We start from the raw sequence: 14,043 nt of genomic DNA, 5'->3' as shown, positions 1-14,043 counted from the left end.
CCCTGATTACGGCAGCGGCACTTCCACCGAACCCTCGGGCGCTTCGAACGCGCCCGCCGGGGGGTCGACGACTTCGTAAGACGCGACGGTCACGACGCCGAGCGGGTCACCAAAGACGCCCTTCTCCGGCGACCAGTCGTAGAACGTCAGCTTGGTCGGCAGCGCGTTGCCACCGACATCGACGTAATCGCTGTAGAGCGCGACATGCGGCTCGGGCGGGCCGCCGCCAAAGGTGACGATGTACGCCAGCGCGGCGAGCGAGCCGTCATCGTTTTTCCAAACGAGGTACCAGTCATCGGGCGCGTCACCGACACCGTCGCCGAAGGTCAACGAAATCGTCGGCTGCGGGTCGCCGGTGAGCGGCTGCATGCCCCCGTCGGCGAGGGTCACGCCATCGTCGTCGAGCTTGAACGGAGCGGCAAAGAAGTAAGGCCAAGTCAGCGCGGCGAAGCGATCGGACGGATCGGCCTCGGCGGCGGGCGCGACGTGACAAGTCTCGCCGTCGAAGACGATGGTCTGGCCACCGGACTCCAGACGCGTGACATGCGCCGGTGGCAAGTACCACATCGGCCCGTCATGGCGCACCGCGCCGCCGAACTCGACGACGACCTGGGCCTTGATGGCGGGCTTGGCGTAGTACACGTCGGCGCCGCCGTGAGCCGTCTCGATCTGCGCAACGAAGGCGGCCGGATCGGTCACGGCAGGCTGGGTCGCGGGCGGCGGACTGGTCAGTGGCCCAATGGCCGCGGCAAGCATGAGCGATGCGATCATGATGAAGTCTCCAGGAGGGATTCGATGTCCTGGCGGATGGACAACGGGTGGATGCTACCAACGTAGCGGATGCTGTTGAGAAAAAGCACCGGCGTACCGGTCACGCCCGACTTTTCGCCGAGCGTCCGCATCTCGGCGATACGAGCCTCATAGGTGTGATTTGCCAGGTCATGATTGAACTTGTACAGGTCGAGTTCGGCACGCACCGCCAGTGAGGCCATGTCGATGTCACACAACTCCTGCTGGTGCTTGTAAAGCAGGTGGTGCATCTCCCAGAACTTACCTTGAGCGGCGGCGCACTCGGCGGCCTCGGCAGCGACCCCGGCGTGAGCGTGGACGCTGTTCATCGGGAAATGCCGAAACGCCACGCAGAGCTGGTCGTGAAAGTCCTCGATCAGTCTGTCGAGCACCGGTATCGCGTTGGCACACGATGGACACTCGTAGTCGCCATATTCGACGATGGTGACGACCGCATCCTTTGCGCCTTTGACGTGATCCTCGTTGCAGACCGGATGAACAAGTTGCGGCTTGGCCTCATCAAGCATGCTCAACCCTAGGCGACGTGTCGCACGCGGCGATCATTGGGTGTTAAGCGACCAGTCGTAGTCGAGGAATTCAACGCTGTAGCCAGTGATGTCCTGGTCGAGGTATTTGTTGATGTAAGCCAGCGTGTCGGCGTTCGAGTCACCGAAATCGACGCCGTACCAGCTGAAGATGCTCGAGAGCTTGGCCCTCTTGCCCGCGTGATCGAACTCGTTGCGGGCACCGTTGATCCACTGCGTGAAGTTCTTCTCCAAGAGCGCGTCGACATTTTCGGCGGTGAAAGCCGTGTCGGCCAGTGGCGGACAACTGATCGCGCCGCAAACCAGTGCGGCGTGGATGCGGGGCTCGTCCCACTGCTCGCGAATCGTCGCGTGCTCGATGTCGTCGAGGCTCATGGTGCCCTTGGTGGTTTCGATGAACTGCTTCTTGAACACGCCGAAACCGAGATCGTTCTCGACGTGATCGACGGGATATTCGAGCAACACCGCCTCGATCATCGACGCGTTGTAGAGATTGATCCAATATGCGAGCCGTTCGGCCTCGGAGAGCGCGTCGATGTCGACCTTGCTCATCATGTCGAGATAAGCATCGAACTTCTGGCGCTCGGCCCCGCCGTTGAGCGCGGCGTAGTCGACACGTTCGTTGTCGACGTGGGCTTGGAGCAGGTCATGGAACGCGGAGTGATCGACATCCATGGTGCCGTCGAAGCTGCCGACGCCGGCGATCTTACCGGCGGCGGTGGAGACGAGCGTGTCATTGGGACCGCCCATCATCGCGGTCGCTTCGGCGGACCCGGCACCGGGCTGGGTCGCCGGCTGCGTCGCGGGATTGGTCGTCGGCTTGGCGCCCGCGGTCGGACCTTGATTGTGGCTCCAGACGCTCTGCGCGAACAGCAACGTGCCGACGAAAGTTACGACGACGCTGACGATGATGGCTGCGATCCAGCCGGCTTTTCCGTAGTGGTTTGCGGTACTCATGACAATGCCTTTCCGTTGACCGTCAGTTGGGTTTCCTTCATCCGCACCGGCGAGGCGGCCAGCCCGTCGACGGCGATGGTCACGCCGTCCTTGTTCACACGTCCGAAGCTCAGCACGCCGGTCGGGCACATCTGCACGCAGGCACTGCATCTTACGCACTCGGGATCACGCATCGGCCGGCCTTTGTTGGCGAAGCTCATGATGTCGATGCCCTGGTGGCACACGCTGGTGCAGACGTTGCAACTGATGCACTTCTTCTTGTCAGGGATGATCGCGAACTGGCCGAAGCGGTGATAGATGTGCATCAACGCGGCCAGCGGACAGGCGAACCGGCACCAGAATCGACCGGAGAACCAGAAGTACAGCCCGACACCCAGCACGCCCGCCCACAGCAAATCGACGAACCACGCGAAGCTGATGAGCGGCGCCTTGTTGGCGAGCCACTCGTAACCGTCCTCGGCCCACATGAGCCAGCCGACCTCGACACCGGGGATGAGCTTGCCAGCGGCCAGCCAGCCGATCAGGCGGAAGGCCATGATGATTAGCGAGAAGGCGAGGATCGCCTGGCCGACCATGTTGAACCGATTCCAGAACGGCCCGTGCGGCATCTTCTCGCGGTGACGGTCGCCGAGCGTCTCGGCGAGCGCGCCGCAGGAGCAGACCCACCCGCAGTAGCTGCCCTTGCCGAGGTAGTAGACCATCGCCGGGATGATCATGAACGTCTGCACGAAGCCGAGAATGAGCCAGCCCCAGATCGGATCGCCGGTGAACCAGTTCCACGCCATCAACGGCCACGCCAGGATCAACCCGTATGCCCGCCAGTAGGACCCGCCGGGGAACAACTGATCCGCGATCCAGCCCAGCGGCCCACCGTCGAACCAGCCGGTCGCGCCCATGTACGGCAGGATGATCTCCGGCAACAGGAACAACGGGATCACCTGGATCGCCATCAGTGAGTAGGTCTGTACCTTCACGTAAGGCGTCTTGCGGCGCATGATCCGGTCGATGCCGAAGATGACGACGCACAACGAGTAGGCGAGCGAGTAATAGAACGACCGGCTACCCATCGAGTTGACGATGACGCCGCCGAGCGTGTCGTCGGCGCGAAAGTAGTTGGTGAACGGCGCGGCGAATAAACCGGTGACCGCTTGCCAGGTCGCGCTCGGTTCCCAGACGAGCCAGCCAGGCCACGCATCCGGGGCAAGTGCCTCGAAGCCGAGCAGACCCTTGCCCGCCTTCCAGTGGTACATCCACATGCAGAAGGTGAGGAACAGGATCAGCGACGTCCACCACCAAAGCGTCCGCTCCCCGCGGATGCGCACGCCGGACTTGCGGAAGAAGCCAAGCGGGGCTTCACGGCCGATCATCAGGAAAACTTGATCGTTCTCGACCGTCGTGGTTTCGCCGTTGTCCTTGAGCTTGATGTCGACCGCGTCCTGTCGGATATCGGTGACATCGGAGTTCATGAGCAGCTTGAGCGTGCCCTTGGCCTCGATGTTCGGTGGGGGTGAACCGCCGTCGTCCTTCATCCATTCGCCGACACTGCTGGACTGACGCGGATCGGAGGATTGCTCGACGCCGACCTCGGCCTCGGGATTCTGGGCCAGAACGGCGATGGTCTCGGCGTTCTCGGGCTTGGGCCGGTTGAACTCGGGCTTGCGATAGCTGAGCGTCACGTCGGCACCGCACTTGGTCAGGGCGATGGCGGTCTCGAGCGCGCTGTCGCCGCCGCCGACGATGAGAATGTTCTTGCCGCAGTAGTCGGCCGGGTCGTGCAGGCGGTGGCTGACCTTTTCGGTCATGCCCTCACCGGGGACGCCGAGGGAGCGGTAGTTGCCGCTGCGGCCGATGCCGACGATGACCCGCTTGGCCTTGATCTTTTCGCCTTCGGTGACGAAGCCGGTGCCGTTGAGATGGACGTTCTCGGGCGTCTCGGCCTTCTTGCCGAGCACCACCGTCAGCGGGCTGCCCTTCTCGATGTGCGTGACGTTGCCCTTGACCCACTTGAGCCCGGTGTCGACGGTCTGCTCCTCGAGGTCTTCGATGAGCCCTTCCTTGATGTCCGACTTCTCGTGCAGCGAGATCCGCCCCTCGATGGGCGTGTCGGTCGGATAGGTGAAGATCGGCTTGCCCTTGGGGAAGTCCTTGATCGTCGAGAACGGCTTGCTCGCTTCGAAGACGCAGTACTTCAGGCCGAGTTCTTCGCACTCGGTCGCCGCAGCGAAGCCGGAGGTACCGCCGCCGATGATGGCCACGTCGAGCACGCCGTCCTGCGCCGATTCGCCCTTGAGTTCCTCGGCGATCTCGCGCACGGCGTTGACACCGGCGTTGGCGCTGAGCTTGAGCAGCGGAATCCCGGTGAGGTCGCCAACGATGTACAGGCCCTTGACGTTGGTCCGGCCTCTCTCGTCAGCGATCGGAAGCTTCTCGGGCTTCCCGGCGGGCCAGCGCGTGTGGAGCCAGTTGGTATATGCGGCGATGGGGTTCATGTGCGTGTCACGTAAAACTGCACCATCCTCCCGCAATCACCGGACGTCCATATCACTTTTGGATGAGTAAAAGAAACAGCATGTTGTCGGTGAACCCCGGGTCCTGCGTCATGCCGAGGTGATCGGTGTGCAGGAACTGGATTCGGTCCCAGGGAATGGGACTGTCCAGCAGCGGCCCCGGGTCGCGATCGAGGATGGCCGCATCACGGGTAACGGTCTGGTCACCGGGGGCACTGGCGACCGTCCGCAGGTCGGGGCCGAGCTTGTCGGCGGTCTGGATGGCGTCCGCGACGAAGAGATATTGTCGCAGGTTCGCGGGAGGATCGGCCTCGACACGGATCGCCGCATGGAATCGTTCGGCCATGTCCACATGCCGCTCGAGCGTTTCCAAAGGCAAGGCATCCTTGCGTGCCCCGACGGGAATGCGCCACAACTCGTGCGTCGGTACGAGTTGGAACATCGACGGGTAGGACTGGAGCACGCGGGCCGGGTAATGCGGAAGGATCGGCGCGAATCGTTTGCCCTCGATCAGCGTCCGTAACGCCTCGACACTCCCGCCGTGCGGCGTGCCGACGAAGATCGCCTTGTCGATGTACTTCGCCCCCGCCCAGGTCGGCGTATCCGGCACCTCGTCCAGCGGCGTCGGGCCGTACATCAAGTAGTACCGCAGCACCAGCCCGCCCATGCTGTGGGCGACGACATCGAACTTGATCGGCCCCGCCGCTTCGACCGCCTCGGCACCGAACAGCCCGATACGCCGTCGGCGCACGACCTCGCGCTCGGTCTCGATGAATGCATGCAGCGCGATCGCCGACTCGCTCAACTCACGCCGCCAGTCGTAGGGAAACTGGAAGCAGGTGAAATGCTCCTCGCCGTAGTCGACACTATCACTCGGGTTGTAATTCATGTCGCGGTCGATGTAACCGCCAACGCCAAGCGTCTTGAGCAGGTTTTCATACGCCGCCTGTTGGAAACCCAAGCCGCCCCACAGATTGAGGCTGAAACGGTCGATCACGCCGACCGCACGGACACCGTCGTCGGACCCGTCAGCGGGCAGGGACATGAGCGCAATGCCTTCTTCGGTCCGCGGATTGACGCTACCTCTGCCAAACTGCCCCCAGACGACCTGCCCGTCCGGCGTTTCGAGCCGCGAGCCGAGGATGCCGGGGATCACGATGACCGGATTTCGATCAGGTGTGCCCGAGAGTTCCTGCGCGGCCTCGTTGTAGATCCCGCCCAGGTCAGGCACGCGCGGACCGCGCGTGCAACCGACCACGGCTACAAGCAACAGCGCAAGCAAAGTAAACCTCACGGTCAGGTTGTAACAAAATCAACCAGTCCGAACAACGCCCACGAATGCTCTTCGAACCGCACCACGCCTAAGCAGCGTCACAAAATGCAATGGTCGGTCACATTCCGACGCTTCGTCAATGGACGCCTTTCTTCCGGTGTCGATGCCGAACGGTCCCACCAATGACCAAGGCGGCCCCGAGCAGGCACACGTCCTTGACCAGATATTGCCCCTGAATCGTCGGCGCCCATGGCACGTGATGGAAAATCACATCGGTCGGCGCAGCGACGAAGGCGATGATCGTTCCCATGAGCCGGATCACGAGCAAACCGATTGCGATCCGAAGCATCGCGTGAAACCAAAGGCATATGCCGATCATCACTTCCCACGCCCCGAGCAACGGAACCGTCACCTCGGGCCGGCCGATGTAAACCGTCTTGGCCACGATGCTCGTGGCCGACACTTCGCCGAAGACCTTGAGCGTGCCAAACCAAACGAACAATCCTCCGAGCATGAGCCGCTCAACGCCGTGACCCGTCCGCGCCATGAATCGGGCGATCACACTGTCGGCTTTGGAAACCAGTTCGCTGACTTCTGTCGATTTCATCGGCCGCACTCCTCATCAGTGACGTCCGACCCAAATATATCAGCGGCACACCATCGAATCGCAGCTTCAGCCGAGTCTCACAAACTTCTTCTTCCCCAACTGCAAAACGCCACCACTCACGGTCGCGTCGATGTCGGCGACCTTCTCGCCATCCACACGGACGCCGCCTTCGTTGATCTTTCGTCTGGCTTCGCCCTTGCTCCTGCAGAAGCCGACTTTGACGAGGACGTCGAGGATGTTGCCGGTGGCCGAGGCGGTGGGGATGTCGTCGGGGATGCCGCCGTGGGTGGCGGTCATGAACTGCTTCTCGGCGTCGTCGGCCGCGGCAGCGTCGTGGAACTCGGTGACGATCAGCTTGGCCAGGCGTACCTTCGCATCGCGCGGCGACTCGCCGTCGTGTTGCTCGGACTCGGTCAGCAGCGTGAAGTACTGCGCCATCAGCTCGTCGGGCAGCGACATGACCTTGCCGAACATGCCGCCGTCGCCGCCAGGGGGGTCGGTAACGGCGATGTAGTTGCCCTTGGACTTGGACATCTTCAGCGCCCCGTCGGTGCCGACCAGAAGCGGCGTGACGATCACGACCTGCGGGGCCTTGCCCTCTTGCTGTTGGAAGTCGCGACCGACGAGGTTGTTGAACAGTTGGTCGTTCCCGCCGAACTCGATGTCAGCGTCGATCGCGACGCTGTCCCAACCCTGCAGCAACGGGTAGATAAACTCGTGCAGACCGATCGGCGTGTTGCTCTCGTAGCGCTGCTTGAAGTCATCACGCTCCAGCACCTGCGCGACGGTCTTTCTTGCGGCGAGTTTGATGAGTTGCGTCAGGTCCATTTGCCCGAGCCATTCGCTGTTGCGGCGGACTTCGAGGGCATCATCGTCGGTGCGCAAGACCTTGCCGACCTGGGCGATGTACGTCTCGGCGTTGGCGGCGATCTGCTCGGGGCTCAAAAGCGGCCGCGTCGTGTTCACGCCGGTCGGATCACCGACGGCGGCGGTCGCGTCCCCGATGATCAGCACGGCCTTGTGGCCCCAGTCCTGGAACTGGCGGATGACCTTGAGCGGCACGCAGTGGCCCAGCGTCACGTCCGGCGCGGTTGGGTCCATGCCGAGCTTCACGCGGAGCTGTTTGCCCGACTTCGCGGCGTACCCGAGCTTCTTGATCAGCTCGTCTTCGGAAACGATGCGCTCGCAGCGGCGGCGGAGGGTTTCGATTTGATCGGCCGGGCTCATGGGACCGGCATGCTACGCGGGCACGTCGGCATAGAGCAGCAAGACGGCCAACGAGAGGTTGAACGTGTTGAACGCCGCGTGCCCGACGATCGGCGTCCAGATCGAACCGGACCGGTCGTAGGCGTAGCCGAGCAGGATCGAGAGCGTGAAGATCGCCGGCCAGGAAAAGAACGGATGAATCACCGCGAAAACCAGCGAGCTGATGAGGATCGCCAGCCACCGCATGCCCGCCTCCTTCATCGGATCAGCCAAACGCGTCAGCCCGGCCCCGAGCGCCCCCTGCAGCAGCCCACGAAACGCGATCTCCTCCGCGATCGGCACGAGCAACCCGACACCAAGGAACATCCCGGCCACCAACAACCAGTCGGTTTCCAGGCCGGCGAGCAGCGGATGGGACTCGTCCAGCGACGCACCAAGGTGGTACCGCACGAGTTGCGTACCCATGGTGACAAACAACACCACCGGGATGATCATGGGCACCGACAGTGCGCCGTGCGCGAACCCGATCGGCTTCCACCCGAGTCGATGCCACGGCTTGAGCGGAAGCAACACGCCCGCCAACGCCACGACCGGGATGATGACCAGCCAGGGGCCGACACTCACCGCGAGCAGGTAGCGTATCTCCTGGATCGCCTCCTGCATCTCTTCCACGCCGCCGACGAAGGCGACGACAATCCCGACGGCCGCGAGTTGGGCGAAGAACCACACGAACAGGCCGATGCCGAACAACGCCCAACGGATCGGTGCTTCGTTGCGCTCGGGCTGACGTGTACCGAGCAGGACGCCCTTCCATCGAAGCAAGCCCAACCCGACCGCCAAGACAACAATGCCGGCCGTGAGCAGGCCCGTGAAAGCGAACATCACCAGCAACGCGGTTCCCTGATCGACCGGTGAGGCCACCCCCGACGAAGCCAGCGCGGCCGCTGCGAACATCGGCGTCACGTTACTGATCGCTTTCGTTGTTGAGCTTCAACCCCTTCTTGGTTCCTTCGGTCTCCGACGGCTGAGTGGACGGTGCGTCGGGTTCTTCCTCGTCGTCGGCGGGCCGAGATGTCGGACTATCCGGTTTGACGATCTCAAGTTGGTCGGGATCGCGCAGGATGATCTCGGGCCGGCCCTTAAGTTCCTCGATGTGGCCACCATAAAGCACGAGCTTCCCCGTGATGCGAACGCGCCTGCCGGCGATCGCCTTGGCGACGTCTCCGTCGAACGCTTCGTCGAACTTCTCCCGCTGCCGCTCGAACAGCGCCGCCATGAAGCCCTTCTCCCCGACATCCTTGAAGCGGATGTTCATGACCTTTCCGCTACGACTCCACGCCGCATGCTCAACCATCCCCTCGACGGTAACACGGTCATCGACCTTCTCAAGAAGCGCGTCAGTGTCCGAAACGTCCAGCGGGGCAAGGGCAAATAGAAACAGCAACGGCAAACAGATCAGCGAGCGAAGCATCGCACGAGTGTATCAACCTTCGGACCGGCGGCTAAGCCGAAGATGCACCGTCACTCACGAGCTATTCGAATCGATCAAAGAACGGCTCACCGCATCCTCGCCCCAGCGGCCGCCTCGGTCGGTCAACGCCGAAATCTTCGACGTGTCAGCCATCGTCGCTTACCCAACATCGGTCAGTTCTTCATCAACCGGCGTAGCACCGTTTGGAGGATGCCGCCGTTGCGGTAGTACTCGACTTCCACGGGAGTATCGACGCGGCAGACGGTATCGAACTGCATCGTCGTGCCGTCGACGCGGGTCGCGGTGACGTGGACGGTTTGGCGGGCCTTGAGGTTGTCGTCGACGGCGATGTCGAAGGTTTCGGTGCCGTCGAGGCCGATCGTGTCGGCGGACTGGCCCTCGGCGTACGTCAACGGCAGCACGCCCATGCCGACGAGATTGGAGCGGTGGATGCGCTCGAAGCTCTCGGCGATGACGGCCTTCACGCCCAACAGGATCGTCCCCTTGGCCGCCCAGTCGCGGCTGCTGCCCATGCCGTAGTCCTTGCCGCTGAGCACGACCAGCGGCGTCGCGCCGGCGGTCGGGGCAATGTCGGGATCGGACGTGTTGGCCACGCCATAGGCGCGGGCGGCGTCGAAGATGCTCGGGTAGTCGCCGTCGTCGCCGGTGGTGGTGACGGTGCCGGCGGGTAGGTCGCCATCGCCCATGTACTTGGTCCAGCCGCCCTCGGTGCCGAGGGCGAGTTGGTTCTTGAGGCGGATGTTGGCAAAGGTGCCGCGGACCATGACGCGGTCGTTGCCGCGGCGTGCGCCGAAGCTGTTGAACATGCTGCGCGGCACGCCGTTGTCGATGAGGTACTTGCCCGCGGGGCTGTCGGTCTTGATCGCGCCAGCGGGACTAATGTGGTCGGTCGTGACGCTGTCGCCGACCTTCACGAGCACCTTCGCGCCCTTGATCGGCTTGATCGGCTCCGGCTCGGCACCGAGGTCCACGAAGAACGGCGGCTCCTGCACGTACGTGCTCTTTTCGTCCCACTCGAACAGCTCGCCGCCCTTGACGGGGATCTTGTTCCAGTCTTCGTTCTTGTCGGCGACGCCGGTGTACTGAGCGCGGAACATCTCGGGCGTGATGCACTTGGCGACGGTCTCCTCGATCTCGGCCTGCGTGGGCCAGATGTCCTTGAGGTAGATGTCGCGGCCGTCGACGTTCTGGATCGGCTCGTCGGTGAGATCGACGTCCATGCTCCCGGCCAACGCAAACGCCACGACCAGCGGCGGGCTCGCAAGGTAGTTCGCTTTGACGTGTGGGTTGATCCGACCCTCGAAGTTGCGGTTGCCCGAGAGCACGCTGCACGCGACGAGGTCGTTGGCCTCGATCTCACGGCTGATGTGTTCCGGCAGCGGGCCGGAGTTGCCGATGCAGGTCGTGCAGCCGTAGCCGACGGTGTTGAAACCGAGGTTGTCGAGCTCGGTTTGCAGGCCGGACTTCTCCAGGTAGTCGGTCACAACGCGGCTGCCGGGCGCGAGCGACGTTTTGACAAAGCTCGGCACCTTCAGACCCAGCGCGTTGGCTTTCTGCGCGACCAAACCCGCGGCGACCATCACGCTCGGGTTGCTCGTGTTGGTGCAGGACGTGATCGCGGCGATGACGATGTCGCCGTGTTGAAGGCCGTCCTTGGGGTGCAGCTTCTGCTCGATGGCCCCGGCAACGGACGCGGCGGTGTCGGCGACGGCCTGGAGCGCACTGCCGACAACGCTCGGCTTTTCGTCGGCGTGCTGGGCCGCATCGGCAGCGTCGGCGCTGATGTCGCTGTGTACCGGGCCATCGGTCGCCCAGCGATCGAGCCGCGGGACTTGGCCGTCGAGGTTCTGGCCGAAATCGTCCATGAGCACGCTGCGGAAGCTGCTGCGCGTTTGCGTGAGTTCGATGCGGTCCTGCGGACGGCGCGGGCCGGCGACACTCGGCGTGATCGTGCCGAGGTCAAGCTCCAGCAGGTCCGTGAACACCGGCTCGCAATCGCTGTCGCACCAAAGGTGGTTCGCTTTCGTGTACGCCTCGACGAGTTCGATCTGCGACTCCTCGCGGCCGGTCAGACGCAGGTAGTCGAGCGTCTTCTCGTCAACAGGGAAGAAGCCCATCGTCGCCCCGTACTCGGGGGCCATGTTGGCGATGGTCGCGCGGTCGGCGACGGACATGTGCTTCATGCCGGGGCCGAAGAACTCGACGAACTTCCCGACCACGCCGTGGCCGCGGAGGATCTCCGTGACACGCAGGACAAGGTCCGTTGCGGTCGCGCCTTCGGGCAGTTCGCCGGTGAGCTTCATGCCAACGACCTCGGGGGTGAGCATGTACGTCGGCTGCCCGAGCATCGCCGCCTCGGCTTCGATGCCGCCCACGCCCCAGCCCAGCACGCCCAAGCCGTTGATCATCGTCGTGTGCGAGTCGGTACCGACGAGGCTGTCGGGCATCGCGACGCCGCCCTGCTCCAAGACCACGCCGGCGAGATGTTCGAGGTTCACCTGGTGCACGATGCCGATGCTCGGCGGGGTCACGCCGAAGTTGTCGAACGCCTTCTGCCCCCACTTCAGGAACTCGTACCGTTCCCGGTTCCGTTCGAACTCGATCTGCGCATTCTTCACCAGCGCCAGCGGGTTGGCATACTCGTCGACCTGCACCGAGTGGTCGATGACAAGGTCCACCGGCACCAACGGATTGATTTTCTGCGGATCGCCGCCGGCCCGCTTCATCGCCGACCGCATCGCCGCCAGATCCACCACGCACGGCACGCCGGTGAAGTCCTGCAAAATCACCCGCGCCGGCTTGAACGGCACCTCGGTCGCTTCGCCCGTCGGACTCCACGCCGCCAGCGCCCGCACCGCGTCCTCGTCCACCTCGAACCCGTCCATGTTCCGTAGTGCCGCTTCGAGCAAGACCTTGATCGAGAACGGCAGCTTCGACACGTCTCCGAGCACCCCAATGTCGAAATACGTCAACTCCCGCCCCCCGCTGGTCAACGTCTTGCGGCTCCCGAGCGGATTGTGGTCGGCGTTCAAATAGACGGCTTGTGCGGCAGATTGGCTCATACGCCCGATCCTAGGGATCGGCGGCCCCGTCGCCATCGGTGCTTTTGCGACGCGGCTCGGCGAGCCACCGCAGCAGGTCGAGCACCAGCGCCGGACCGTCCAATGCGGACAGATCGACAAGGATTTCATTGTTTTGCAGGCTATTGACGACGACCCGCCCCGAGCCGAGTTCACCGCACACCAGCGCCGGCACCGTCGCTGGGGCGTTGGGATGGGTCGCCTTGAGCCGTTGCAGGTTCTTCCGCAAAACCGTGGTCGCATCGGCCCGCGGCTGATAAACCGGGCCGCAGGCACTGGCCGTGCGATCCCGTTCGACCACCGATGGCACCGCAGGATGCCGCCCGACCACCCGCAGAGGCACGGGCAAACCATGCGGCGTGCTGTGAAAATCCGTCACGTCACTTGCCGAGAGAAAGACCGCTCGCAAGTCCGGATTGTTCGCGGGGATCGTATCGAGGCCAATGTAACCTTCGTTGTGTAATCCGACACCACTCTGAACGGCATCGCAAACCGCGCGTAGCACGGCGGCCGATGTCATCAGGTCAAAGCCCAACGAGATCACGTCCAGCGTCCGCAGCGCCTCCGCGTCGGTCGCATCGATCAGCCCGGCATTGAGCTCGTAGTCGCGCAGCGTTGCTTCGACCGGCCCCTTGTCGCTCGTGCCGGGCTCGATCAGCCCGACCAGTTCCACCGGACCGCGCTCGACGTATTTGCTGATGCTCACCTGCCACTCCGGCGGAACGATCATGCGCATCATCGAACTCTGACGGCTGATCGTGCCCCAACCGACGAACACGCCGGCACGTATCGGCCGAGACCAACCCGGGAGATACACGGCGTTAGCCGCTACATCCTGCAGCAACCCCTCCCAACTGGCGGCCATACGCAAACCGTCCGGCTCAACGTGGACATTGCACCACAACGCCGACGCGAGATGAACGGCATCGTCGAAGATCGAGGCCACGGTGACGACATCCGCGTCGAACACGCCCATCTCCCGCAGAACCGACGCGAGCCGCTCCAAAACCGCAGTCACCCGTCGACTCATCGTGGATACGTCGACCCGTGCCCAATCCGCCAACACGCGCAGCGGTTCCCGACTCAGAAACCGGCGCCGCAGCAACTCGGCATCGTTGTCCGGGAGCACACGCAACGCCGCCGGCAACTGATTCCGCGCGAGCTCCCTGGTGAACGCGGCACTGCGATGCACGTCGGCTTCACCGGCGACCTTCACCCGCCGATCCCGCTCACGCACCTCGCGGCGGATCAGATCAACCGACACACTCCGGGCCGTCGCCGCGAGCCACGCTTCGAGGCGACCGTGGACGCGTTGACGATGCTGCCAGAATCGCAGGAACGTCTGCTGGATCGCGTCATCCACATCGTTCGGATCGCTCAGCCAGCGTTGGCAGACCGATGCGACCAGGGGCCGTTGGTGTTCGATGAGCGCGTACCAATCCCGCACGCCCGGCTCATCCAGCGCTGGCTTTGACGTTGATTGCATGGCCCGGGACCGATTTCGTGGCATCGCTGCTTAGACCTAAGACGCCCGCATCCGAAAAATTGGCACCGACGATCAAAAAAATCCGGAAATCTCGCAAAAGT

General features: G+C 63.5%; 11 protein-coding genes. All 11 read right to left on the bottom strand.

Features of this window, described 5'->3' with window-relative positions; translation table 11 throughout:
- Positions 1-6 precede the first annotated feature (6 nt).
- The 11 genes from AAGD32_01260 to AAGD32_01210 all read right to left on the bottom strand — a co-directional run bounded on the left by AAGD32_01260 (position 7) and on the right by AAGD32_01210 (position 13,942).
- Positions 7-771, bottom strand: a complete 765-nt coding sequence (locus AAGD32_01260) for a hypothetical protein (protein MEM8872860.1) — start codon at positions 769-771, stop codon at positions 7-9.
- On the bottom strand, positions 768-1,316 hold the full coding sequence (locus tag AAGD32_01255; GenBank protein MEM8872859.1) for a thioredoxin domain-containing protein: 549 nt from the start codon (positions 1,314-1,316) through the stop codon (positions 768-770). Before AAGD32_01255 ends, AAGD32_01260 begins: the two co-directional genes overlap by 4 nt.
- A 33-nt stretch (positions 1,317-1,349) precedes the next feature.
- Positions 1,350-2,291 carry a DUF547 domain-containing protein gene (locus AAGD32_01250; GenBank protein MEM8872858.1) on the bottom strand — a complete coding sequence of 314 codons (942 nt, stop codon included), beginning with the start codon at positions 2,289-2,291 and terminating at the stop codon, positions 1,350-1,352.
- Positions 2,288-4,780, bottom strand: coding sequence for an NAD(P)-binding domain-containing protein (locus AAGD32_01245; GenBank protein MEM8872857.1), 2,493 nt, complete (start codon positions 4,778-4,780; stop codon positions 2,288-2,290). Before AAGD32_01245 ends, AAGD32_01250 begins: the two co-directional genes overlap by 4 nt.
- A 52-nt stretch (positions 4,781-4,832) precedes the next feature.
- The gene (locus AAGD32_01240; protein ID MEM8872856.1) at positions 4,833-6,029 is read right to left on the bottom strand and encodes a hypothetical protein; all 1,197 of its coding nucleotides are present in this window, start codon (positions 6,027-6,029) and stop codon (positions 4,833-4,835) included.
- A 178-nt stretch (positions 6,030-6,207) separates the two neighbouring features.
- The gene (locus AAGD32_01235; protein ID MEM8872855.1) at positions 6,208-6,678 is read right to left on the bottom strand and encodes a DoxX family protein; all 471 of its coding nucleotides are present in this window, start codon (positions 6,676-6,678) and stop codon (positions 6,208-6,210) included.
- A gap of 66 nt (positions 6,679-6,744) precedes the next feature.
- Positions 6,745-7,905, bottom strand: coding sequence for a tyrosine--tRNA ligase (tyrS, locus tag AAGD32_01230; GenBank protein MEM8872854.1), 1,161 nt, complete (start codon positions 7,903-7,905; stop codon positions 6,745-6,747).
- 12 nt (positions 7,906-7,917) lie between these two features.
- Entirely contained in the window at positions 7,918-8,838 is a 921-nt protein-coding gene (locus tag AAGD32_01225) for a CPBP family intramembrane glutamic endopeptidase (protein MEM8872853.1), read from the bottom strand.
- Between the two features lie 10 nt (positions 8,839-8,848).
- Positions 8,849-9,355 carry a hypothetical protein gene (locus AAGD32_01220; GenBank protein ID MEM8872852.1) on the bottom strand — a complete coding sequence of 169 codons (507 nt, stop codon included), beginning with the start codon at positions 9,353-9,355 and terminating at the stop codon, positions 8,849-8,851.
- Positions 9,356-9,528: 173 nt separating this feature from the next.
- Positions 9,529-12,438 carry an aconitate hydratase gene (locus AAGD32_01215; GenBank protein ID MEM8872851.1) on the bottom strand — a complete coding sequence of 970 codons (2,910 nt, stop codon included), beginning with the start codon at positions 12,436-12,438 and terminating at the stop codon, positions 9,529-9,531.
- Between the two features lie 10 nt (positions 12,439-12,448).
- Complete coding sequence (locus AAGD32_01210) at positions 12,449-13,942, bottom strand: sigma-70 family RNA polymerase sigma factor (protein ID MEM8872850.1); 1,494 nt, start codon at positions 13,940-13,942, stop codon at positions 12,449-12,451.
- Positions 13,943-14,043 lie beyond the last annotated feature (101 nt).

Source organism: Planctomycetota bacterium (genome assembly GCA_039182125.1).
Classification (GTDB): Bacteria; Planctomycetota; Phycisphaerae; order Tepidisphaerales; family Tepidisphaeraceae; genus JBCDCH01.
Note: the sequence above shows the minus strand (reverse complement) of the source record. Positions and strands in the feature narration are given on the sequence as shown.